Source organism: Mesorhizobium sp. M4A.F.Ca.ET.022.05.2.1 (assembly GCF_003998845.1).
In the GTDB taxonomy this organism is placed as follows: Bacteria; Pseudomonadota; Alphaproteobacteria; order Rhizobiales; family Rhizobiaceae; genus Mesorhizobium.
In genome coordinates, this window is sequence record NZ_RZOJ01000063.1 from 1 (window position 1) to 22,185 (window position 22,185).

Consider the following 22,185-nt stretch of genomic DNA (forward strand, 5'->3'; position numbering starts at 1 on the left):
ATGGCATGGCGCGCGGCGCCCGGCGTGCCGAAATCGTTGCTGACGCTGCCGACGGCCAGCACCAGCGTGTCATAGCCCAGCACCCGCGGCGGTATGACCTGCCTCCCGTCGTCGTCGAAGCTGGGCGCGACGAAGACCTGGCGCTTTGCACGATCGATGCCGACGACCTCGCCTATGCGGTATCGATAGTGGTGCCGGCTGGCATGGGCGATGTATTCGACGGCGTCATGCGAAGTGTTCAGCGCGCCCGACGCCACCTCATGCAACAGCGGCTTCCAGATATGGGTGCGGTTGCGATCGACAAGTGTGACGGAAAGCCGCCGTTTGCCGAACTTGCGGCCGAGCCGTGTCGCCAGTTCCAGGCCGCCGGCGCCGCCGCCCACAATGACCACGCGATGCAGGGACTTGTCCGCATGCGAGGGAGTCTCCGTGATCGTGCGGAACAGCGCGGCGTTGTTGGCAAGCACGGCTTCCGGAATCAATCGCATGCCGGGGGTGATGATCTGCATCGGTGGTCTCCGTGTCTTCCTCGGCGCGCGCCCATCACTCTTGCGACTCGTGGATGACGATGCCCTGCAGCATGTCGACCTCGCATTCCCACGGCTTTTCCGCGAGGACGCGCTGCCCATGCTCGTATCCTGCTTGCCAGCGGGTGCGGATGCCCGAGCGGGTGAAATCGATGTCCTTGGTGTGGTCCTCGCCGTCGAGGCGCGGCGAAAGGAGCCGGACAAGATGCATGACCGAAGGGCAGCCATAGGACGCCAACTCCTTGAAGATGGGATCCTCGCGCCGCTCCTCGGGGACGAGCTTTCCCATTTCTCGCACGACGTGACGAAGCCGATGTAGCTGCTCCTGGCGGGCCACGTGGCTCTTGCCGCGGCTGGCGTATTGAAGGTCCTTTTGCCGCCCCATCACTTGCCAGATCGATTTCGGCTCCGTGGCGCGCGGCTGCCACATGTTGACCGCAAAGATCAGCGCGTCGCGCCGCGGACGTGCGTCGAGCACCACCTCGATCGGCGTGTTCGAATAGATGCCACCGTCCCAGTACGGCTCGCCGTCGATGCAGACGGCTGGAAACGCCGGCGGCAAGGCACCTGACGCCATGATGTGCGCCACCGACAACGTCATCTCACGCGTGTCGAAATATTTGAGTTCGCTGGTGTTGACGTTGACCGCGCCGACCGTCAGTCGCGTGTGGCGCCCGTTGAGGTAGTCGAAGTCGATCAGATTGCTCAGCGTCCTTTTGAGCGGATCGGTGGTGTAATAGGATGCATTCTCGACGCCGACCTCGCGATTGAGCCCGAACATGGCGCTTGGGTTCGGTTCGAAGAAACCCGGGATGCCGCGCATCACCGTGCCCATGTTGGCGAAGATATTGCTCGGAACCATCATCCGGAAAAACTCGTCGAGCGGGCTGCTCCGGCAGACGCCGTCCCAGAACTCCTGAAGCCTCGGCAGGCGATCCCAGGGGTCGTTTCCGGCAATCAGCGCGGCGTTGATGGCGCCGATCGACGTGCCGATGACCCAATCCGGTTCAACGCCGCCTTCGACGAGCGCTTGGTAGACCCCGGCCTGATAGGCCCCGAGCGCACCACCGCCTTGAAGGACAAGGACGGTCTGGCGTTTGGGCTCACCCTGAGGGCCGATCTCAAGTGCCGCCTCGGAGACGGGCGGATTTCGCGTGATCCTGTTCATGGCCTTGTCGTTCCTCGTTGCCGGCTCAATGGGCGGTCCAGCCGCCTTCGATCGGCATGACTGCGCCGGTGATCGAGGCCGCTTCGTCCGAGGCTAGGAACAGGCAGAGCGCAGCAACCTGCTCCACCGTCACGAACTGCTTGGTCGGCTGCGCGGCCAAAAGCACATCCTTGATCACCTGCTGTTCGGTGATCCCGCGCGCCCTCGCGGTGTCCGGTATCTGCTTCTCGACCAGCGGGGTGAGCACGTAGCCGGGGCAAACCGCGTTGACGGTGATGCCCTGCTCGGCGACTTCCAGCGCAACCGTCTTGGTCAGGCCGGCGACACCGTGCTTGGCCGCAACGTAGGCGGATTTGTAGGGGGAAGCGACCAGAGCGTGCGCGGAGGCGACGTTGATTATGCGACCCCATTTGCGCGCCTTCATCGCCTGCAGGGCACGCCGGATCGTATAGAAGGAAGACATGAGATCGATCGCCACGACCGCTTCCCATCTCTCGATCGGGAAGTCATCGATCGGCGCGACATGCTGAATGCCGGCGTTGTTGACCAGAATGTCGACCGCGCCGAATTCTGCGATGGCCTTGTCCATCATCTCCGTGATGGCATCGCCCTTGCTCATGTCAGCGCCGTCATAGCGGACGGTCACACCGTGGTCGACGGCCAGTTTTTTCCGCAGCAACTCGATCTCGCCGGCATTTCCGAAACCGTTCAGAACGATGTTGCAGCCCTTGGCCGCGAAGGCTTCGGCGATGCCTTGGCCGATGCCGCTGGTCGAGCCGGTGATGAGTGCTGTCTTTCCATTGAGCATCGTCATTTCCTCTTGTTTGAGCCGCGGGCGCGAATGGCCAGTGGTTGCGAGCGACGGGCTGCAGCACCCCGGCTCTGGATCTGCGGACCAGTATGGCGAGCGGCCCGAAACTGCGGAAATGCCGTTGAGACATGGATTCGATAGCCGACGGTCAGATCGTGGTCCCGCATCCGAGGTGTCGATCGACCGATCGGGTTGTTTGACGTTAGGGCAGCTAGTAAGATCATCCGGCAACGCGGGGGCGTGCGTATGCGCGTTCGGTGAGGGAGCGTGCAGTGGAGATCAGCCAGGTCAGATACTTCTTGGCCGTCGCCAAGGAGCTGAATTTCACCAGGGCGGCCGAGCAGTGCAATGTCACGCAGCCCGCGCTTTCACGCGCCATCAAGCTGCTGGAAGACGAATTCGGCGGAGCGCTATTCCACCGTGAGCGCCGCTTCACGCACCTCACCGAGCTCGGCCGCATGGTCGAGACCTATCTCGAGGGCGTCTTCGAGAACTCGCGCCAGGCAAAGCAGATCGCCGAGCAATATGTGAATTTGAAAAAGATGCCGCTCAGGGTCGGCATCATGAGCACGATCGCCCCGGACGAGATTATCGAGCTCATCGCGGCTGTCCGGGGGCATCATCCTGGCGTAGAGCTTCACCTTTGCGATTCTGACGCCGTGAGCCTGAGGCGGAGGCTGCTGGAAGGCAACCTCGAGGCCGCCATCTATGCGTTGCCGTCGAACGTGCCCGACGAAGAAGTGCATTCCCTGCCACTGTTTCAAGAGCAGATGGTGATGGCGGTTCACCTGGCTCATCGCCTCGCCAACCAGCGCATGGTGCGGGTGAAGGATATGAGCAACGAAAGCTACATCCACCGCAACAATTGCGAGTTTGCAGGCTATGCGGATGCCATCCTCGCCGAGCAGGGCGTCACGGTCAGCCCGGTCTACTGGAGCGATCGTGACGACTGGACGCTGGCGATGATCGCGGCCGGGCTCGGTTTCGGTTTCATGCCTGAGCACACCGCCAAGCACCCGGGCGTGGTGGCCTTGCCAATCACCGAACCGGAGTTCTGGCGCGAGGTCAATCTTGTCACCGTACGCGGCCGCAGGCACTCGCCTGCAGTCGGCGCGCTGGTGCGCGAGGCCACGCAGAAGAAGTGGTTCGGCGAACGGGCGAAGGCTCTGGCCGCCGCCGCCGAGTAGTTTCGCTGTGCGGGGCGCCCTCCTTGGATGCACAGGCAGCGGATCTCCGGCACTGTCCGCGCTCAGTTCTTTCTTACCGTCGAGGTCACGGACTGGATGACCTCCGTCGCCATCTTGAACTGCGCGGTGCGGTCGGTGATGCCGTGCCGTTTGGCGATCCAGTCGAAATCGCTGTAGGCGGCGTAAACCGAACCATCGGGGGTCTGGTAGACCAGCACCCGCACCGGCCAGTCCAGGCCGGCCTCGGGATTGGACGTGATGAAGGTAGTGCCGAGCGCCGGATTGCCGAACATCACCAGCCGGGACGGCCTGACATCGTTGCCGGCATTCTTGCCAAGCCTTGCCTGGTCGATCACGCCGAAGAACATGATGCCCTTCTTCAGCACGTCCTTCTTGATGCGAGCCACGGTCTCGGCGACGGAATAGTCGCTCTTGACCGTGACGACGCCGTCGGATGCGGCGGCCGGAAGGGCAACCGCCATCAGCATGGCGGCGCCTGCAATCATGGTTTTCAGGTAGTTGGTCATGTCAGTCTCCTTGGTTGGATAGCGAAGTTGTCGGTCTTTGCGTGTCACGTCCTCGGCGTTTGCAACATGCGCGCAGTCGCGATCGCGCCGGCGAGAACCGAGGCGAGCACACCCACGCACGCGGCCCAGCCGATACGGTCGTAGAGCTGCCCGATGATGAAGCTGCCGGCGAGCCCGCCCGCATAGTAGGACGCAAGGTAGATGCCGCTTGCGGCGGCGCGATCGCGCGAGGCGGTCCGGCTCACATGCCCGGTGGCTATCGCCTGCGCCAAGAAGGTGCCGATGGCGACCAAAGCCATCCCGGCAAGAACGACCGGGAGGCTGGCGGCGAGCAGCAGAAGCAGTCCGACGATCGCCAGCCCGAGTGTCGCTCCGATCCCTCCGCTCGGACCGAGACCTGCCGCGACGCGCCCGGCAAGCGGGGTCGTCAGCATCGAGGGCAGGAAGACGAAATAGACCGCGCCCAAGGCCATCGGTGTCAGCGACAGCGGTGTCGCAACGAGCTGGAAGTTCACATAGGTGAAGGTGCCGATGAAGACGAAAAGGATCAGGAAGCCGATCGCGAAACAGGCGCGCAGCTCGGCGTTTTGCAGCGGAGCCTTCCATGCGGCGCGGGCGGGCTCGCCCATCCCATCGGCGCGCATCATTGCAGAGGTCTTCTGCAGTGTGAGCCAGACAAGGGCGGCGCCGAACAGATTGAGGCCGGCGAAGATCAGAAAATTGGTGGAGATGCCGAATGTGTCGGCGACGGCGGCTGACATCAGCCGGCCGAAGAAGTTGCTGGCAACATTGCCGGTCACGTAAGCCGCAAGCGCGCTCGTCGTCTGCCGCGCGGAGAAATGCTCGGCCAGGTAGGCCATCGTCAGCGTAAAGGCGGTCGACATGCACAAGCCTTGCGCTACGCGCAGCAGGGCGAAGACCACAATGCTGTCGGTCTGTGAAAGCAACGTCGTCGGGATCGCCAAAATGGCCAGGCTGATCCAGATGCCGTTGCGGCGATCGATGCCGCGACCGAAGAGCGCGACGGCGATACCGGCCACCGCCATGCCGAAGGTGCTGGCATTGACGGCGAAACCCATGGTCGCGCGACTGACGCCGAATCTTGCCACCAGCGAAGGCAGGATGGCCTGAGTGGCGAACAGGTCGACAAGCGTCAGAAACGCGATCAAGGCAATCAGGCCGAAGCGCCAGCTGTCCGCGGCAACCATGCGGAGCCGCCTCGGTTCGGTATGTTCACTGGACGTCATGTCAGGCTCCGTGGCCACACGTCCCCAGGCCATCGCCCGAGGACGCGATTTTATTGCTGATGCTGGGATCTGCTGACCGCGACGAGCGGCTCACATCATGTGGTCTTCGTGCATCGCAGGCGGCAGGACGTCGGCCGAATAGAGCACCGCTGGAACCTTGCCGTTGTTCTTCCACCAGTGGGCGAGCTGGCCGAACTCGGCCGTCGCGTCGCCGGCCGGATGTTCGATGCCGACCTTACAGGTGCTGCGGTATTCGGTGATCGAGCCCTCGACCACCAGAATGTTTGCCGGGCGGACATTGTGCTCATGCCACGGCACTACGCCGCCAGGCTGAACAACGAGCTTGCGCAGGCGCAGCATGTTGCCTTTCCAGCCTTCGCCCTTGCTGCTTAAATCGATTGCGGAAAGGACCGTGTCGGTCACGCCGACCGGTTTACTGGGATGTTCCTGGATGTCGGTGGTGGCGGCCTGGCCAGCAGGGCAGTCGCCGGCGAAAACCGGAGCCACCGAGAACGCGGCGGTCGCGGTGAGAAGTCCGAGTGTCAACGCCAACTTCAGCGGCACCCGCAATGCAATAGTCTTGCAAGCCATGTCTAGTTCTCCTTTGTCGGTGCCCAATCGCGGAAGCGGGGCATGAGTGGAGAGTGACGGCAGCCTCGACGAAAGAGAAATGCTGACTGGCTCTTAATTCGATACCTGAAAACTATGATGGACAACCGCGCCAACGAGACTGTTTCGCCACGACATTTATCGCGGCGTTAGACTTCATTTCGAATGCTACGCAGCCGTTTTCCTGGCCGGCAGATCTATGCCGCTTTCCGGCCAGCTGTGTGCCTTGACACTGTTCACGAAGGTCGAGGTCGCCGGTGAGAACCGGCGGCCCGACACGACGACCAGCGAGACCTCCCGCCAAACCTCGGGGTCGATGACAGGCCTGATCTGCAAGCCCGGGATGACGGCGCTGAATTCCGGGATGAAGCAGATGCCAAGTCCACCGGAAACCATGTTCTGGATCCAGTCTTCGCGCTCGCTGGCGTAGGATATCCTGAGCTTCACACCGCGGTCATTGCAGAGACCGGCGAGGTGGTCGCGATACTCGCAATTCAACCTTCTCAGGTAGTTCTCGCCGTCGAGTTCGGAAATGGCGACATTGTCGTTGCGAGCCAGCCGGTGACCGTTCGGGAAGGCCAGGACGAACCGCTCGCGATAGAGCGGAGTGACGTCGAAACGCTCCGGAAAACTGTTGCTGGACGCCATGATGGCGACGTCGATCTCGCCCGCTTCAAGCAGTTGCGACAGCGAAGCCGGCACACCCTCCACCAGCTGCAACTGGATGCCCTGCTGGCGTCTGTTGAAATCGGCCAGCAAGCCGGTGAAGCGACGCGGACCAATGGTGCACATGACGCCAACCTTGAGATTTGCGTTTTCCAGGCAAAGGAATTTCGACGCCTCCTGGCGCACGCCGGTCACCTCGTCGAGGATCTGCTGGAACCGCGGGCGTAGCAGGGCACCCAGATCGGTAAGGTGGGTCAGGTTCCGTTCGCGGCGAAACAGCAGGCCGCCGACCTCATCCTCCAACTGCTGGATGGCGCGCGACAGCGCTGGTTGGGTGACATTGCATTTTTCGCCGGCGCGCGTGAAGTTCCGCGTCTCGCACACGGCCAGGAAGTAGCGGATGTGATGAATGTCCATGCCGGTTTATCCCTCTGCTGCATAGATGCATGTGCAGGTTGGAACCGTGCCGCAAACCATTCCATCACGCCAATGCACGGGGGCTATGAAGTCGATAGCGTTTCGTCATGCGCCAATGGCGGGCCAGGGCCCGCCATCAAACCGTGCAATAGTGCTCGGCGCCGGGAAGCGTCAGCTGTGATGGCCCAAGGTGAAGAGCTGGGCGCAGAACTGAGCATGCGGCTTGCTCATGGCGGCGTCGTTGCATTCCTTCATCATCGCATCCTGCGTCGCCTTCGGCATGGCTTTCCACGCCGTCTCGAAGTCGGCACTCGACTTCATCGCCTTCATGCCGGAATCGGTGAAGAAGGGCTGCATGTTGGACGGTTCGTCGAGCGCGCCGGCGAAGGCAACGCCGCCGAGCTTGGAAATGGCAAAGGCACCGAGGCAGATAGCTTTTAGATTCATTTTCAAGTCCTTCTCTGATCGGGTAGTCGCCCTATCGACGACCGTTTGACTGATTGACAGCAAGTCAGAATTTCCGAGTTCCTCATTGCTGAGTTTGATCTTGCGACGACCAGCCGGCAACCTGCCAATGCCATCTGCGTATCGAGGTTATGCCGGGCATGCATCTCGTAGATGTCTACGGTCGCACCGCTAGTTAGCTCCGCCCAAAGCGAGGACGTTGGCGCAGAATTGGGCGTGGGGCTTACTCATCGACGGGTCGTTGCAAGCCTTCGTCATCTTGACCCGGTCATGCTTCGGCACGGCGAACCAGGCCTTCTTGAACCCGGCCATCGGTTTCATCGTCTGCATCGTGGCGTCCGTATAGAACGTCGGCAATGCGGCGAGGTCATTGAACGGGTCAGCTGAAGCCGGGCTCGCACCAAGACCAATTGCAAGCGCAGCCACACAGACGAGTGGTCTTCTCATCATTCACCTCCTGTTCCAGGCCGCGGTTCTGGCAACGATGCCAGAGTTGGTGACACGCATCGCCTGGCCTGATCGGGAGGAAGAGTGCGGCCCGAAAAGACCGGCAGCCAATGCAATCTGCCTATGGACTTCATGCCACCTTGGCATTTCGGCTGAAGAAGAAGATGCGGCAGTCTCCTCACCAGTCGCCCCGCCAGCGACTTTGGGATGGAGACCAAGAGATGCACGTCCAGTCCGGAACGCGAATTGACCAGGCCATCATTCCCGGGACGCGTTCCCGGCTGGAAGAGGGGCAGTCTGTCGACATCATCCTGGCAAGTGATGCACACGGCGCCTTCGTCTGGGGCGTGCTCGACCGCCTGCTGGATGAGCCGAACCTTGTCTTCAGCGCAGTTACAGCGTCCGGTTTCGGAGCTGTGGAGGCGGCGGTCCTGGCCTACGGCTTGAGCCTTGGCGGCCGGCGTGGCGCTCGGATGGCGCTCACCAACTTCTGGCGGCGCGTCAGCCACGCCTCGATGTTCTCCATCGACAGAGCCAGTCTGCTTCGATCGATACTGGAACAGTCGATCGACATCGAGCAACTCCGCGACGAGCGCTGCCCGGTGAAACTCGGCGTCCTGGCCGTCAACGCCGGCACCGACGCCGTGAAGGTCTTCACAGGCGAGCAATTGTCGATCAACGCTATCGTGGCGGCAGCCACCGTCCCGTTCCTCTCCCCGCCTGTCGAAATCGACGGCGACAGCTATTGGGGTGATGGCGAACTCTCGCAGTTGCCGCCTGCTCGGTCGCCGAAAACCAGCCATCGCCTGATCATCGCAGGTAGGCCTTCACTGTTCACGACACTATGTCCGGATCGCAGCTTCTCCTCCACCCATTGCACGACCAAATGCGCGCCGGTTCACACCATCTTCGACAGTCAATACCGAGGTGGGGCTGCGCTCTTCGCGAGACCCTGGATCGACTGGGGTGAACTGACTGGCATGCGTGACAGAGGTCGGCAATGTGCCGAAGGCTGGCTTGTCGCCGATCTTTTCGGCATCGACGAACGCCCAGCTGTCGGCTGCCGAGTCCAACACATATAGGCGCGCCTCCCTCCCGCCTAGCAGCGTCTGCTTCGCATACTCCCGAACGCAGGCGCCAAGCCCTCCGGTGGCCCCGCCGGAGGGCTTTTTCGCATCGCTCTCCAGAACATAGTGGCCGCGTATCAATTCCATGCCGAGACAGCATTTCAGCTCGGCATCACGATCGGAGAGAGTGCATGCAGACGGGCCCTGCAGGCCGGTCTTTCCCTCGAAACACCAACCAGGAGACAAGCCTGTGATCAACACCAAGACCCTCATCGGATCGGCCCTCGCGGCCGCCACTTCGCTCGCCGCGACGGCGGCCTACAGCGGTCCCTCCGCCAAGCCCGGCTTCGCCTTCGAGAAGTGCTACGGCGTCGTCAAGGCCGGCCAGAACGACTGCCAGACCGCGACGCATTCATGCGCCGGCACCGCAACCACCGACAATCAGCCGGATTCCTGGCTCTACGTGCCCGCAGGCAGCTGCGCCAAGATCACCGGCGGCAGCGACAAGCCGAAAGCCTGAACGATCCAGACTTCGAACCGACCCTCTTGAATGGAGCAGACCGATGTCCCGTGCGTTTCAGCCCCTCGCGATCCCCGCATCAGCGGGCATCGGTCTTCGCTCCCCCCACATCTCGGAGATGCTGACGCGACGGCCCTCCGCCGGCTGGCTCGAAGTTCATGCCGAGAACTACATGGGAGACGGCGCCTGCGTCGAGGCGCTAGAGCGGCTGCGTGAGATCTACCCGCTCTCGGTGCATGGCGTTGGCCTGTCGCTCGGCAGCGCGCGGGGAGTTGACCGTGCCCATCTGGAGCGCCTGCGCAAGGTCTGCGCGCGCTTCCAACCCGATCTGGTCTCGGAGCATCTCGCCTGGAGCGTTGCCGACGGCGCCTATCTCAACGATCTCTTGCCGCTGCGCTATGACGAAGAGGCGCTGGCCGTCGTTGCCCGCAATGTCGAGACCGTCCAGGACACGCTGAAGCGGCAGGTGCTCATCGAGAACCTGTCGGCCTATCTGGCCTTTGCGGACTCCTCGATGAATGAGGCCGAATTCCTGGCCGAGCTGGTGGCTAGAACAGGCTGCGGCCTGCTGCTGGACGTCAACAACGTCCAGGTTTCGGCGCACAATTTGCAGTATGACGCCAAAGCCTTCATCGATGCGCTGCCGGCCGACGCGATCGGCGAAATCCATCTTGCCGGCCACGCGATCAATCAGGTCGGTGCCGACACCGTGCTCATCGACGACCATGGCTCGCGGGTGCCGCCGGTCGTCTGGGCGCTCTACCAGCATGCCGTGGGCCGGCTCGGACCGCGCCCGACGTTGATCGAATGGGACACCGACGTTCCCGTTCTCGACGTGCTGCTTGGCGAAGCGATGTGGGCCGACATGTTGACCGCCTCGATCATGTTCAACCGTCGGCAGGTTGCGAGACGCAACCAAACGACCGAAGCCCGGTCGGCGCCCATCCGCCTTTCTCTCGAAGGTGAAACGACGACCAGCATGCCGGTGCTTGCGGCGTTTGCCGCTGCCAGAGCCGCCAGGCCGTCCATGTCCGCAGCGTTGCCGTCAATTGAGGAGGAATACCATGCTGCCGCTTGAACTCCTGCAGACCACCCTGGCGCGATCGGTGCTCGCCATGGAACCAGTCGCAGCCGCAAATGTGCTGACCGCCGGCAGGGCCGATCCGTTGGCCCGCCTGCGCATCTACCAGAACAACACGCGCAGTTCGCTGACCGCGGCGCTGATGGCGGCTTTTCCCGTCACCGTCCGGCTGGTAGACGAACGCTTCTTCCGTTATGTGGCGAGCGAGTTCATTCGACGCCACCCGCCGGTTGAATCCCGTCTTTCGCGCTATGGGGCCGGCTTCCCGCGCTTCCTGAAGACGATCGAGACGCTGTCTGACATGCCGATCGTCGCCGAAACGGCGCGGCTCGAATGGGCCATAGCGGAGGCACTCGATACGGCTTCGCTGCCGCCCCGCAGCCTCGCAGAATACGACAACACCGACCTCGGGTCCTCGCCGGATATCCTGCTCCAGCCTTCACTGCGGCTGATCGTCTCGCACTGGTCGATCCTGTCGGTATGGATGGCGCATCAACAGGAGACGGCGGCCGACGAAAGCACTACCTGGACAAGGCGTCCCGAACGTGTGGCGTTGTGGCGATCGGGGAACTACGTGCGGCTTTTTCTGCTCGACCGCGCGAGCTTCGCCTTCTGGCATTCGCTGAAACACGGTCTCGGCCTCGAGCATGCCACTGGCCGTGCCCTGGCTCTCGACCCGACCTTCGACCTGGTTTCCGCCCTTATGCGTCTGTTCCGCGACAGGCTCGTCACCAACGTGCGAGTCGCCGCGAATTCCCCCTCAAATTGATGGAGATGGTCATGACCGCAATATCCGAACACTCCTCGTCCAACCCGGCCGGCTTTGTCGGCTTCTACAAGCGTATCATCAAGCTTCCCGAACACATTCCGTTTTCGCTGGTCCAACTCGCCGCACGCGTCGCGGTCGCGCATGTCTTCTGGCAGTCCGCGCAGACGAAGCTCGTATCCTGGCCGGTGACGCTGCAGCTTTTCGCCAACGAATACAATCTGCCGTTCATCGACCCGTCGATCGCGGCGCTACTGGCCACGGCGGCTGAACTGACGGGCTCGGTGTTGATATTCCTCGGGCTGTTTTCGCGCCTCGCTGCCCTGATGCTGATCGGCGTCGTCTCCGTCATCCAGATCTTCGTCTATCCGGAGAACTGGGCGGAGCACCTGCTATGGGCGTCGTTGCTGCTGCTCGTGCTGGCACGCGGCGCCGGTGTGTTCTCGCTAGACTATGTCGCGGCGCGGGTTCTCTCGGCGCCTGGAAGGTGAACATTCCGACCGAGGGGGAAAAGCACGGCGCGCATCTTCATCGATCACGCCCACCCCGAGCCCAACAGCTTCAACGGCGCCCTGACCCGCGCCGCGCAGGGGGCGTTGTCTGCGGCGGGACACGAAGTTCTATGCTATGGGCTTCAACCCAGTATCAGATCGTCGCAACTTCACGACGAGACGCGACGCGAACTACTACCGTCAGCAGTCTGAGGAGGCGAACGCGGCTGCCCATGACGGGTTCGCGCCGGACATCCAGGCGGAGATGGGCAAGCTTTTCTGGTGCGACGCCTTGATCCTGCAGTTCCCGCTCCGGTGGTTCGGGCTGCCGGCGATCCTCAAGGGCTGGGTGACCGAGTGTTCGCGTCCCGGCGGCCGCATCTATGGCGGCGGCAAATGGTATGATCGCGGCGTCTTCGCGGGAAAACGAGCGATGTGTTCCGTCACCATCGGCGGACCGCCGCCGATCTATTCAGGCTGTGGACTGAACGGCCCAATCTCGGAGATCCTGTTCCCGATCAACCACGGAATGCTCTATTTTGTTGGCTTCACGGTTATCGAGCCTTTCCTTGTGCACACACCAGCGCGCATCAGCGACGGTGAACGCCAGAGGTGGCTCGATCGTTACCGCGAATGCGTCCTCAGCCTCGCGAATGCTCCGACGATCACGTATCCGAAGCTCGCGGACTTCGACGACGCCCATGTCCTGAAATCGGTGTGAAAGATGGGCACAAGCCCTTGCATGTCAAGGACTTCAGCGATTTCAATGGGATAGGCTGGTGCTGCGAGAGAGGATTGAACTCTCGACCTCTCCCTTACCAAGGGAGTGCTCTACCACTGAGCTACCGCAGCCGATGGCGGGGCTTCTGCCATAACGAACCGGCGAGCGCAAGGCCAAGAAAAACCTAAAGTGTCGCGCTTCATCGTCGCAAAACCGCCACGCGGTTTTGGGCGGCATGACCCTGAGTGTTGCATGTCGTTGTCCCGAAACCACTGCGCACTTTTTGGGCGACATGCATTGGCAATGCCGCGGCTGTGGAAGCCGCCTTCCTCGACATGGCCGCGCCACAATGTTGGCTATGCCTCAGCAAGGTTGGCTAGTCAGCCGGCCGGGGATGGGACGATGAATGACAAGGCAAATCCACCGAAAAAAGGCGCAGGCGACCGTAAGGACCGGCTCGCCGAAGCCTTGCGCGCCAATCTCGGGAAGCGCAAGGCGCAGTCGCGCTCGCGCCGCTCGGGCGACGCCGACAAGCGGCGCGCCAATGAGCCCGATCAGCGGCCGGAAGGATTGCCGACTGCTGGAAAAATGCACAAGGACTAGCCCAAACCGGCCACACTGCTCCGCCACACTCGGCGCAGGGGACCCAGAATCCTTGAACCAAGCCGGCCAATGGTCTAGACGGGCCGATACTCAAACGATTGAACCGGCCGTTCCGGCCGAGGGGACATTCTCTCATGGATCGCATCAGAATTGTCGGCGGCAACAAGCTCGCCGGAAGCATTCCGATCTCCGGCGCGAAAAACGCGGCATTGCCGCTGATGATCGCCTCGCTGCTCACCGACGACACGCTGACGCTGGAGAACGTGCCGCATCTGGCCGATGTCGAGCAATTGATCCGCATCCTCGGCAATCACGGCGTCGACTATTCGGTCAACGGCCGTCGTGAGAAGCAGCAGGAAGGCTATTCGCGCACCATCAATTTCTCCGCCCGCAACATCGTCGACACCACGGCGCCGTACGAACTGGTGTCGAAGATGCGCGCCTCCTTCTGGGTGATCGGGCCGCTGCTGGCCCGCATGGGCGAGGCAAAGGTGTCGCTGCCGGGCGGCTGCGCCATCGGCACGCGCCCGGTCGACCTGTTCCTGGAGGGCCTGCAGGCGCTCGGCGCCGATCTCGACGTCGACACCGGCTATGTCATCGCCAAGACCAAAAACGGCCGTCTCGTCGGCAACCGCTATGTGTTCCCGAAAGTGTCGGTCGGCGCCACTCATGTGCTGATGATGGCTGCTTCGCTGGCCAAGGGCGAGACGGTGCTGGAAAACGCCGCTTGCGAACCCGAGATCGTCAACCTCGCCGAATGCCTCAACGCCATGGGCGCCAGGATTTCCGGCGCCGGCACGCCAACCATCACCATCGATGGCGTCGAGGCGCTGTCGGGGGCCCGCGTGCGCGTCATTCCCGACCGCATCGAGACCGGCACCTATGCGATGGCGGTGGCGATGACCGGCGGCGACGTCGTGCTCGAAGGCGCCCGACCAGAATTGCTGCAGACCGCGCTCGATGTCATTTCCGAGACCGGCGCCGAGATCACGCCGACCAATTCCGGCATCCGCGTCCGGCGCAACGGTGCCGGCATTGCGCCGGTCGACGTGACGACGGCGCCCTTCCCGGCCTTCCCGACCGATTTGCAGGCGCAGTTCATGGGCCTGATGACCATGGCCAAGGGCAAGTCGCGCATCACCGAGACCATCTTCGAGAACCGTTTCATGCATGTGCAGGAGCTCGCCCGGCTCGGCGCCCACATCACGCTTTCCGGCCAGACGGCCATCGTCGACGGCGTCGCCAAGCTGAAGGGCGCGCCGGTGATGGCGACCGATCTGCGCGCCTCGGTCTCGCTGGTCATCGCTGGCCTTGCCGCCGAAGGCGAGACCACGGTCAACCGCGTCTATCACCTCGACCGCGGCTTCGAGCGGCTGGAGGAGAAGCTTTCCGGCTGCGGCGCGGTGATAGAGCGGATTTCGGGCTGACGGCCGCAAGGCACCCGTTGCAGACAAAGAGGCCTTCAACTCGTTTTGGAATGGCCAATTGTTAAAAGTCGGCGCCGCCCCTCATCCGCCTGCCGGCACCTTCTGCCCGTAAACGGGGGAGAAGTCCGCTGGCAAACCTGAGCCGGTTGCCTTGACAGAAACCCTGTGCGGTTGCGCGGAATGGAAAGACCGCCTAACACGAAGCTTGAAACCAACGTTAGGTACAAATTCCGCATGGCTCTCAAGCTCATCGCGCTCGACGACCAGGACCTGGGCATCGTCTCGGCCCATGTCCAGGACGCCGTGATGAAGGTCTCGGACCTCGAATTCCTGCCGGCGGCCAAGCGCTTCGTGCTGACCATGAACCGTTTCGTCTGGGAGGCGAAATCCAGCCTGTTCCGCCAGCACAATGAGCGGCGGCAGGCGGTGCTGCATTTCGACCGCGTGCTAGGCGCCAAGACCAGCGGTATCGCCCGCGACAAGCCGGCCGAGGTGCTGTCACTTTTGGCGATCAGCTTTGTCGAAATCAGCAAGCCCGCCGGCATCGTCGAGCTTATCTTCTCCGGCGGCGGCACGATCATGCTCGATGTCGAGTGCATTGAGGCGCGGCTTGCCGACATAGGCGGCGCCTGGGAAGCCTCCTCGCGTCCCGTGCACAGGGCTTGAGCGCAGCAGATGGCCATCACACTCAGCCATTCCGACGCCGATTTCGAGCAGCGTTTCGCCGCCTTCCTGACGACCAAGCGGGAGGTGTCGGCCGATGTCGACGCCGCGGTGCGCGAGATCGTCCAGTGCGTGCGCGCCGAGGGCGACAAGGCCCTCATCGACTATACGCTGAAGTTCGACAAGGCCGACCTCGCCAGGCTTGGCGTCGCCGTCTCCAAGGATGACATCGCCAAGGCCTATGCCGAGGCCGATCCGCAAACGGTCGAGGCGCTGCGCTTCGCCCGCGACCGCATCCGCTCGCATCACGAGCGGCAGAAGCCGAAGGACGACCGCTACACGGACGCCGCCGGCGTCGAGCTCGGCTCGCGCTGGACGGCGATCGAGGCTGTCGGGCTCTACGTGCCGGGCGGTACCGCAAGCTATCCGAGCTCGGTGCTGATGAACGCGGTGCCGGCCAAGGTTGCCGGCGTCGAGCGCATCGTCATCGTGGTGCCGGCGCCGGGCGGCGTCATCAACCCGCTGGTGCTGGTGGCGGCCGATATCGCCGGCGTCTCCGAGGTCTACCGCGTCGGCGGCGCGCAGGCGATCGCCGCCCTCGCCTATGGCACGGACACGATAAGGCCGGTCACCAAGATCGTCGGGCCCGGCAACGCCTATGTCGCGGCGGCCAAGCGCCAGGTGTTCGGCACGGTCGGCATCGACATGATCGCCGGACCGTCGGAAGTGCTGGTGGTGGCCGACGGCAGCAACGACCCCGAGTGGATCGCCGCCGACCTTTTGGCCCAGGCCGAGCATGACGTGTCGGCGCAATCGATTCTGATCACCGACGACCCCGCCTTCGGCAAGGCGGTGGAGGAAGCCGTCCAGCGCCAGTTGCAGAACCTGCCACGCGCCGAGACCGCCGCTGCAAGCTGGCGCGATTTCGGCGCCGTCATCCTGGTGCCGACGATCGAAGCCTCGCTGCCGCTGGTCGACCGCATCGCCGCCGAACATGTGGAACTTGCCATCGACGACGCCGAGGCCTTCCTTGCCAGGATGCGCAATGCCGGCGCCGTCTTCCTTGGCCGCCACACGCCCGAGGTCATCGGCGACTATGTCGGCGGCTCAAACCACGTGCTGCCGACCGCGCGCTCGGCGCGCTTCTCATCGGGGCTTTCGGTGCTCGATTTCGTCAAGCGCACCTCGATCCTCAAGCTCGGGCCGGAGCAGCTGCGCACGCTGGCGCCGGCGGCGATCGCGCTCGCCAGGGCGGAAGGGCTTGATGCGCATGGCCGTTCCGTCGCGATCAGGTTGAACATGTAGCGATGTCCGACTACGACCGAACCCGCGCCAGGCTGATCGATGTCGAGCTCGACGAATCGATCGGCCGTTCGACGCCCGATGTCGAGCACGAGCGGGCGGTGGCGATCTTCGACCTGATCGAGGAAAACAGTTTCCAGCCGGTCAATGACGACGGCGCCGGACCGTACAGGCTGAAGCTTTCGCTGGTCGATTCCCGGCTGGTCTTCGCCGTGGCGCGCGAGGATGGCGCGGCCGTCGTCACGCACATCCTGTCGCTGACGCCACTGCGGCGCATCGTCAAGGACTATTACCTGATCTGCGAAAGCTATTACGACGCCATCCGCTCGTCGACGCCGAGCCATATCGAGGCGATCGACATGGGCCGGCGCGGCCTGCACAATGAGGGTTCGCAAACTCTGATGGACCGGCTTGCCGGCAAGATCGACATCGATTTCGACACGGCGCGCCGGCTGTTCACGCTGGTCTGCGTGCTGCACTGGCGAGGCTAGGCCCTGGCCTCGCTGCCGCATTCGGTCCTCTTTCTGTGCGGCATGAACGCCGTGCGTTCGCCGATGGCCGAGGCGCTGGCGCGGCGCATGCTGCCCTCGGCCATCTTCGTCGCCTCGGCCGGCGTGCGCGCGGGCGAACGCGACCCGTTCGTCGACGCGGTGTTGACCGAGGACACGCTGTCGCTCGGTGAGCGCCAGCCGAGGACCATGGACGAGCTGGAGGACGACTATTTCGACCTGATCGTCACGCTTGCGCCGGAGGCGCACCACGCGGCGCTCGAGCTCACCCGCTCGCTCGCCGTCGAGGTCGAATACTGGCCGATGCCGGACCCGACGGATGCCGGCGGCACGCGCGAGCACATCATGGCCGCCTATCGCGATGTGCGCGAGCGCCTGAAGGCGCGCATCGCCAGACGTTTTCCCGCATCCGAGGCAAAAAGCGCCTTGGATTAAGCGTGTTCACAAGCGGACGATTATCATATAGGTTCCGCCGAAATTCCGGCCGGAGTCGGATGATTTCCGGTCGGTTCGGCCGGAAATCATCCGACTCCGGATCAAAGAAGTAGAGCATGATGTCGTCCGAAAACCGCTTGACACATTTCGGCATCATGCTCTAGGCGCCGGAACCGAAATCCAAGCAAAGGTATCGAATGCCGAAGGAAGAAGTCCTCGAGTTTCCGGGTGTGGTCACGGAACTGCTGCCCAACGCGATGTTCCGGGTGAAGCTCGAAAACGAACACGAGATCATCGCCCACACGGCCGGCCGCATGCGCAAGAACCGTATCCGCGTGCTGACCGGCGACAAGGTCCTGGTCGAGATGACGCCCTACGACCTGACCAAGGGCCGCATCACCTACCGTTTCAAGTAACAGCCCGGCGCGACCCCAGATGAGCATCCTGCAGAAGCTCGTGCTTGCCTCGGGTTCGCCGCGCCGCATCGAGCTGCTGCAGCAGGCCGGCATCGAGCCGGACCGCGTGCTGCCGGCCGATGTCGACGAGACGCCGCTGCGCGCCGAGCATCCGCGCTCGCTGGCCAAGCGGCTTTCCAAGGACAAGGCCGAGAAGGCGTTCGCCTCGCTGAAGAGCGAGGACGACTATGCACCGGGCTTCGTTCTCGCCGCCGACACGGTGGTGGCGGTCGGCCGCCGCATCCTGCCCAAGGCCGAGACGATCGACGACGCCGCCAACTGCCTCGGCCTGCTCTCCGGCCGTTCGCACCGGGTCTATTCCGGCATCTGCCTGATCACGCCGGGCGGCAAACTGCGCCAGAAGCTGGTCGAGACCCGGGTGCGCTTCAAGCGGCTGCCGCGCGAGGAGATCGACGCCTATGTCGCCTCCGGCGAATGGCGCGGCAAGGCCGGCGGCTATGCCGTGCAAGGCCTCGCCGGCTCCTTCGTCGTCAAGCTGGTCGGCTCCTACACCAACGTCGTCGGCCTGCCGCTCTACGAGACGACGGCCCTGCTTGCCGGCGAGGGCTTCAAGGTGCATGCGAGCTGGCTCACCGCGCGCCCATGAGCCTGGACGACAAGGTCACGCCGCTGCGCCCCCGGCGCCCCTGCCCCGAATGCGGCAAGGCATCGGTGCGCGAGCACTATCCGTTCTGCTCGGCGCGCTGCAAGGACATCGACCTCAATCGCTGGCTGAAGGGCGCCTACGTCATCCCCGGGCGCAACGCAGAGGAAGAAGGCGAAGGGCCGGAGCAAAACCCGGCGCCCAAGGACGAGCCGTAAGCGCACGATATCAGCTGTTTTGCCGCCGTCTTTCGGTGGTTTTCTTTTCCCGGCTGAAATCCGTGCTTAGGCGCTGGACAGGCTGAATTCCCGTGCTATAACCCACGCGCTTTCTAGGGGCGCCGGCGGCGTCTTCAAGAAATCCGGCCTGCGAAATCTCGTTTGCCGGCGAGGCCCAGATAGCTCAGTTGGTAGAGCAGCGGACTGAAAATCCGCGTGTCGGTGGTTCGAATCCGCCTCTGGGCACCATTTTTTCCTTACAATGTCCCAACCACTACCGGGCGCCTTGCGCCAGACGCCGATTGGCGGGATGCTGCCGCAGGCGAACCGGGGGGCAAACCGGCACGCCGGATCGATATGGCTGCTGGAATGTCTGATGCCGCGAGCTTGCTTCGCCCTTGTTGCCATCGTTGCCTTGATGACGCCGGTAGAGGCAGGCGAGCGCGCGTCTCATCTGCTTGACCACGCCAGTCTCGCGACAGCCTATGCGCGGGAATCGGACACCGTCACTGCCTACACGACCGCAATGGCGCGCTTCCGCCTGCAACTCGGAACACGTCCCGGCCAAACCGGCCTCGCGGTTCCTCTTGAGCCGCGGCTGTTGCGGACGGAATTCAGCCAACGGACATGGCGCTCGGCGGACGGCAGCCTGCTGCAGGGCTTCGCCGGCAAGGGCGGCTTCCGGCTGACCGCCGGGAACTGCCTTGCCCAGATCTGCCTGGCCAGCGAATGCAGCGACGATGGCTGGCCGGTCTATGCCTGCAGCGACGGGCGCAAGCGCAAGATGTCCGTCACCGACTTCGTGACGGCGGTGTTCGACGGCGTGCCCTACCGGCGATTGAGCGCGCCTCCGGCGAAATGACGTCGCAACACGTCGATCTTTCTGCCCGACAGGTATACGGCAAAGACCGGCCTACCTCACCGCAAACGCTGCCTGCACGGCGCGGTTGACCGTCACCGGCAGGATCGACATGTGGTTCTCGCCGGCAGCTCGAAGCTGGCGCTGATGCGGGAGATGGCGTCCAGCCGCTCGGCCATCAGGCGGGCGAATTCGTCGGTGCGCGTCACCTGCTTGTGCTCCAGGCGCTTCTGCTCATCCTCGGCGCCGACCTGGAACGGCGCCAGCTTTTCCGTCTCGTATTCGCCGGCCGACAGGATCACTTGCGCCTCCAGCCCCTCGGGTCTGGCTGTTTCGAAGGCCTCCAGAAAAAGGATCGATGGCGCGGTCTTCCCAATGGCGATTGTATATTTGACAGACCCGTTGCCTGAATCCGGGGTGCGCTGTTATGTGAAAAGCCCATGAAACCCAATAAGTATATGATGCGAGCCGTTATGGTCGCTACGGAGCTTGCTCTAGTCTGGTTGGTTGCCCAATCCTTTTGGACGGGCAGGATTCCTCTCAAGGATCACCCCGTAGAGCGAGCTCTTGACCCATTTACTTACTGGGTTGAGTTGGCCGTGATCACTTTCGCCATCATAACCCTGCCGCTCTGGATGCTCTACCGCGAGCGGCAGGAGCCTAGGCCATGAGTTGGTTTGTTTTGGCAGTCGTGATTGTCGGGCTTGTTGTTCCGGCTATTCTGGCTGCGGCCTATTATTGGACCGACCTCGAAACCCGTAAAGGCCGTGGGTGGAATTGGCTGCGAGGCAAGGGCTTTTAGCGCGCCGGCCCTGTCCCGTTCCACCGGATGTATCGGGCTTTACTCCGCCGCAGCCTCATCCGCGCCGCGACCGGGAAGCGCCGACACCTTTTCCAGCAGGCCAAGAGCGCGAGCCAAAGTGTCGGGGGGTACCAGCTTATATGTGTCTGGATTGGGCGCGATGAAATCGCCTGCCATTCGGCGCGCGCCAAAGACAACCACTCTTGGTGCACGGGCCAATTTTGGCGCAGCTTCGCTCCAGCAGCGCCGCCTCTTGGGACAAAATCGTGAACAGTGGTGTCGGCGATCAGGGCGGGCGACGCCTTCGGCAGGGCGGACATTTCTATCTCCACTGGGGCAAGATCAGCGGCGGCGCAGCAGCCCCATCAGCACCGGGCCGCTGATCAGCGTGGCGACGAGACCGGCCGGAATCTGGCGCGGGAAGATCGCGGTGCGGCCGATCCAGTCGGCGGCGACCATGATCAGCGCGCCGAGGAGCACGGCGCCCACCGCCTGCGGCAGCGCGCGCGAAAGGCCGAGGCGGCGGGCGAGATGCGGCGCCATCAGGCCGATGAAGGTCAGCGGACCGACGATCAGGGTCGAGGCGGCGGTGAGCGCGGCGACCATCAGCAGGACGGCGAACCGGACTTTTCGCACGTCGAGGCCAAGCGCCATCACGGCGGAGGCGCCGAGCGGCAGCATATCCAGCCAGCGGATGAAGAGGGGAGCCACGAGGAACAGGCAAAGCGCGGCGGCCGCAGTGAGCAGCGCCGAGTCCGCATCGACGCCGTAGGTCGAGCCGGTCAGCCAATTGAGCAGCAGCATGGCGCGCGGGTCGCCAGTTGCGGTCAGCACCAGGATCAACGCATCGAACAGAGCGGTCAGCGCGACGCCGGCGAGCAGCAGCCGCTCCGGCGCGTAGGCGGCGCGGCGGCCGAGCGCAAGTGTCGCCGCCAGAGCAGCGAAGGCGCCGACGGTCGCCGCCATCATCTGCAGCGGACGGCTGGGGCCAGCCACGGAAAACAGCGCCGCCATCATGCCTAGCGCAGCACCCGCGCTGATGCCCAGCACTTCGGGGCTGGCCATCGGATTGCCTGTCAGGCGCTGCATCATCAAGCCGGCCAGCGCCAGCATGGCGCCGGCGGCAAGCGCGGCCGAAACGCGCGGCAGTCGCCATGACAGCAAGGGTGCCAACTGGTCGCCAAGGACGAAGCTCCAGCCGTGCGGCCCCGGTCCGTAGCAGAGCACAAGCGCGAGCAGCAAAAAGAGCGACAGGCCGATCGTCGCCAGCAGGAGGCCAGGAGGGCTCGCGCGCGGCAGCCGTTCGGCGGCAGGCGCTGGAAGCTCGGCGCCAAGCGCAAGGCGCGGCAGCAGCCAGAGCAGCAGCGGCGCGCCGAGAAGCGCCGTGATGGCGCCGGTCGGCAAATGATCGCCCTGTGGCCCGGTCAGCAGTTGCACGCCCTGGTCGGCGGCCCATAGCAGCGCGGCGCCAATCAACGGCGCCATGACCAGCCGCTGGCCGAGCCGGCGGGCGCCGCCTATGCGGGCAAGGGCCGCCGCCGCAAGGCCGACAAAGCCTACGACGCCAACGGCGGCGACGACAAAGGCAATC

General features: G+C 63.6%; 29 protein-coding genes and 2 tRNA genes. 19 read left to right on the forward strand and 12 right to left on the reverse strand.

Translation table 11 applies throughout. From position 1 onward, the window contains the following. The 3 genes from EN745_RS10095 to EN745_RS10105 form a co-directional block, all read right to left on the reverse strand. Window positions 1-509: FAD-dependent oxidoreductase (locus EN745_RS10095; protein ID WP_245487685.1), on the reverse strand; the 509-nt coding region annotated here is incomplete at its 3' end. A gap of 34 nt (window positions 510-543) precedes the next feature. After that, a complete protein-coding gene (locus tag EN745_RS10100) occupies window positions 544-1,695 on the reverse strand; it encodes a patatin-like phospholipase family protein (protein WP_127421186.1) in 1,152 nt (383 codons plus the stop codon). Window positions 1,696-1,720: 25 nt separating this feature from the next. Beyond that, window positions 1,721-2,503 carry a 3-hydroxybutyrate dehydrogenase gene (locus tag EN745_RS10105; RefSeq protein ID WP_127405178.1) on the reverse strand — a complete coding sequence of 261 codons (783 nt, stop codon included), beginning with the start codon at window positions 2,501-2,503 and terminating at the stop codon, window positions 1,721-1,723. 275 nt (window positions 2,504-2,778) lie between these two features. Here EN745_RS10105 and EN745_RS10110 point away from each other — a divergent pair, with 275 nt between their 5' ends. Then, window positions 2,779-3,693, forward strand: a complete 915-nt coding sequence (locus tag EN745_RS10110; RefSeq protein ID WP_126056530.1) for a LysR family transcriptional regulator — start codon at window positions 2,779-2,781, stop codon at window positions 3,691-3,693. A 62-nt stretch (window positions 3,694-3,755) separates the two neighbouring features. Here EN745_RS10110 and EN745_RS10115 read toward each other — a convergent pair whose 3' ends face one another. The 6 genes from EN745_RS10115 to EN745_RS10140 form a co-directional block, all read right to left on the reverse strand. Further along, complete coding sequence (locus EN745_RS10115) at window positions 3,756-4,220, reverse strand: DUF302 domain-containing protein (RefSeq protein ID WP_127405176.1); 465 nt, start codon at window positions 4,218-4,220, stop codon at window positions 3,756-3,758. 44 nt (window positions 4,221-4,264) lie between these two features. Then, window positions 4,265-5,467, reverse strand: a complete 1,203-nt coding sequence (locus EN745_RS10120) for an MFS transporter (RefSeq protein WP_126056532.1) — start codon at window positions 5,465-5,467, stop codon at window positions 4,265-4,267. Between the two features lie 90 nt (window positions 5,468-5,557). Further along, window positions 5,558-6,058 (reverse strand): cupin, encoded by a 501-nt coding sequence (locus EN745_RS10125; protein WP_126059243.1) that lies wholly within the window; start codon window positions 6,056-6,058, stop codon window positions 5,558-5,560. A 186-nt stretch (window positions 6,059-6,244) separates the two neighbouring features. Further along, the gene (locus EN745_RS10130) at window positions 6,245-7,159 is read right to left on the reverse strand and encodes a LysR family transcriptional regulator (RefSeq protein ID WP_126056533.1); all 915 of its coding nucleotides are present in this window, start codon (window positions 7,157-7,159) and stop codon (window positions 6,245-6,247) included. Window positions 7,160-7,330: 171 nt separating this feature from the next. Beyond that, a complete protein-coding gene (locus EN745_RS10135) occupies window positions 7,331-7,606 on the reverse strand; it encodes a hypothetical protein (protein ID WP_127421187.1) in 276 nt (91 codons plus the stop codon). 189 nt (window positions 7,607-7,795) lie between these two features. Next, window positions 7,796-8,071 carry a hypothetical protein gene (locus tag EN745_RS10140; protein WP_126056535.1) on the reverse strand — a complete coding sequence of 92 codons (276 nt, stop codon included), beginning with the start codon at window positions 8,069-8,071 and terminating at the stop codon, window positions 7,796-7,798. A 221-nt stretch (window positions 8,072-8,292) separates the two neighbouring features. Here EN745_RS10140 and EN745_RS10145 point away from each other — a divergent pair, with 221 nt between their 5' ends. The 6 genes from EN745_RS10145 (at window position 8,293) to EN745_RS10170 (ending at window position 12,717) form a co-directional block, all read left to right on the forward strand. Next, on the forward strand, window positions 8,293-9,153 hold the full coding sequence (locus EN745_RS10145; RefSeq protein ID WP_127399719.1) for a hypothetical protein: 861 nt from the start codon (window positions 8,293-8,295) through the stop codon (window positions 9,151-9,153). A gap of 235 nt (window positions 9,154-9,388) precedes the next feature. Next, a complete protein-coding gene (locus EN745_RS10150) occupies window positions 9,389-9,658 on the forward strand; it encodes a DUF2282 domain-containing protein (RefSeq protein WP_126056537.1) in 270 nt (89 codons plus the stop codon). 43 nt (window positions 9,659-9,701) lie between these two features. After that, window positions 9,702-10,736 carry a DUF692 domain-containing protein gene (locus EN745_RS10155; RefSeq protein ID WP_126056538.1) on the forward strand — a complete coding sequence of 345 codons (1,035 nt, stop codon included), beginning with the start codon at window positions 9,702-9,704 and terminating at the stop codon, window positions 10,734-10,736. Beyond that, window positions 10,723-11,508 carry a DNA-binding domain-containing protein gene (locus EN745_RS10160; protein ID WP_127421188.1) on the forward strand — a complete coding sequence of 262 codons (786 nt, stop codon included), beginning with the start codon at window positions 10,723-10,725 and terminating at the stop codon, window positions 11,506-11,508. The genes EN745_RS10155 and EN745_RS10160 overlap by 14 nt, the downstream gene beginning before the upstream one ends. An 11-nt stretch (window positions 11,509-11,519) precedes the next feature. Beyond that, a complete protein-coding gene (locus tag EN745_RS10165; protein ID WP_126056540.1) occupies window positions 11,520-11,996 on the forward strand; it encodes a DoxX family protein in 477 nt (158 codons plus the stop codon). Between the two features lie 136 nt (window positions 11,997-12,132). Next, complete coding sequence (locus EN745_RS10170) at window positions 12,133-12,717, forward strand: NAD(P)H-dependent oxidoreductase (RefSeq protein ID WP_210213746.1); 585 nt, start codon at window positions 12,133-12,135, stop codon at window positions 12,715-12,717. Between the two features lie 56 nt (window positions 12,718-12,773). Here the strand turns inward: EN745_RS10170 and EN745_RS10175 are convergent. Continuing rightward, window positions 12,774-12,848: transfer RNA gene (locus EN745_RS10175), tRNA-Thr, on the reverse strand. 271 nt (window positions 12,849-13,119) lie between these two features. Here EN745_RS10175 and EN745_RS10180 point away from each other — a divergent pair. From EN745_RS10180 to EN745_RS10235, 11 genes are all read left to right on the forward strand, one after another. Continuing rightward, entirely contained in the window at window positions 13,120-13,320 is a 201-nt protein-coding gene (locus tag EN745_RS10180; RefSeq protein WP_126056541.1) for a hypothetical protein, read from the forward strand. Window positions 13,321-13,454: 134 nt separating this feature from the next. After that, on the forward strand, window positions 13,455-14,747 hold the full coding sequence (murA, locus tag EN745_RS10185; RefSeq protein ID WP_126056542.1) for a UDP-N-acetylglucosamine 1-carboxyvinyltransferase: 1,293 nt from the start codon (window positions 13,455-13,457) through the stop codon (window positions 14,745-14,747). 234 nt (window positions 14,748-14,981) lie between these two features. Further along, window positions 14,982-15,413: a DUF2948 family protein gene (locus EN745_RS10190; protein WP_127421189.1), complete on the forward strand. Its 432-nt coding sequence runs from the start codon at window positions 14,982-14,984 to the stop codon at window positions 15,411-15,413. Between the two features lie 9 nt (window positions 15,414-15,422). Beyond that, window positions 15,423-16,715, forward strand: a complete 1,293-nt coding sequence (gene hisD / locus EN745_RS10195) for a histidinol dehydrogenase (RefSeq protein WP_127421190.1) — start codon at window positions 15,423-15,425, stop codon at window positions 16,713-16,715. 2 nt (window positions 16,716-16,717) lie between these two features. Continuing rightward, window positions 16,718-17,203: a UPF0262 family protein gene (locus EN745_RS10200; RefSeq protein WP_127421191.1), complete on the forward strand. Its 486-nt coding sequence runs from the start codon at window positions 16,718-16,720 to the stop codon at window positions 17,201-17,203. Between the two features lie 42 nt (window positions 17,204-17,245). Then, window positions 17,246-17,656 (forward strand): low molecular weight phosphatase family protein, encoded by a 411-nt coding sequence (locus tag EN745_RS10205; RefSeq protein ID WP_126056546.1) that lies wholly within the window; start codon window positions 17,246-17,248, stop codon window positions 17,654-17,656. A 197-nt stretch (window positions 17,657-17,853) separates the two neighbouring features. Continuing rightward, window positions 17,854-18,072 (forward strand): translation initiation factor IF-1, encoded by a 219-nt coding sequence (infA, locus tag EN745_RS10215; protein WP_006200926.1) that lies wholly within the window; start codon window positions 17,854-17,856, stop codon window positions 18,070-18,072. 19 nt (window positions 18,073-18,091) lie between these two features. Further along, window positions 18,092-18,718: a Maf-like protein gene (locus tag EN745_RS10220; RefSeq protein ID WP_126056548.1), complete on the forward strand. Its 627-nt coding sequence runs from the start codon at window positions 18,092-18,094 to the stop codon at window positions 18,716-18,718. Then, window positions 18,715-18,933, forward strand: a complete 219-nt coding sequence (gene yacG, locus EN745_RS10225) for a DNA gyrase inhibitor YacG (RefSeq protein ID WP_126056549.1) — start codon at window positions 18,715-18,717, stop codon at window positions 18,931-18,933. The genes EN745_RS10220 and yacG overlap by 4 nt, the downstream gene beginning before the upstream one ends. A gap of 173 nt (window positions 18,934-19,106) precedes the next feature. Continuing rightward, window positions 19,107-19,182 (forward strand) — tRNA-Phe (locus EN745_RS10230). Between the two features lie 61 nt (window positions 19,183-19,243). Next, window positions 19,244-19,795: a hypothetical protein gene (locus EN745_RS10235; protein ID WP_245487686.1), complete on the forward strand. Its 552-nt coding sequence runs from the start codon at window positions 19,244-19,246 to the stop codon at window positions 19,793-19,795. 92 nt (window positions 19,796-19,887) lie between these two features. Here the strand turns inward: EN745_RS10235 and EN745_RS36910 are convergent, their stop codons facing one another. Then, window positions 19,888-20,094: a hypothetical protein gene (locus EN745_RS36910; protein WP_245455651.1), complete on the reverse strand. Its 207-nt coding sequence runs from the start codon at window positions 20,092-20,094 to the stop codon at window positions 19,888-19,890. Between the two features lie 365 nt (window positions 20,095-20,459). Here EN745_RS36910 and EN745_RS37470 point away from each other — a divergent pair, with 365 nt between their 5' ends. Next, window positions 20,460-20,594 carry a hypothetical protein gene (locus EN745_RS37470; RefSeq protein ID WP_281033070.1) on the forward strand — a complete coding sequence of 45 codons (135 nt, stop codon included), beginning with the start codon at window positions 20,460-20,462 and terminating at the stop codon, window positions 20,592-20,594. Between the two features lie 342 nt (window positions 20,595-20,936). Here EN745_RS37470 and EN745_RS10245 read toward each other — a convergent pair. Then, window positions 20,937-22,185: iron chelate uptake ABC transporter family permease subunit (locus EN745_RS10245; RefSeq protein WP_145992003.1), on the reverse strand; the 1,249-nt coding region annotated here is incomplete at its 5' end.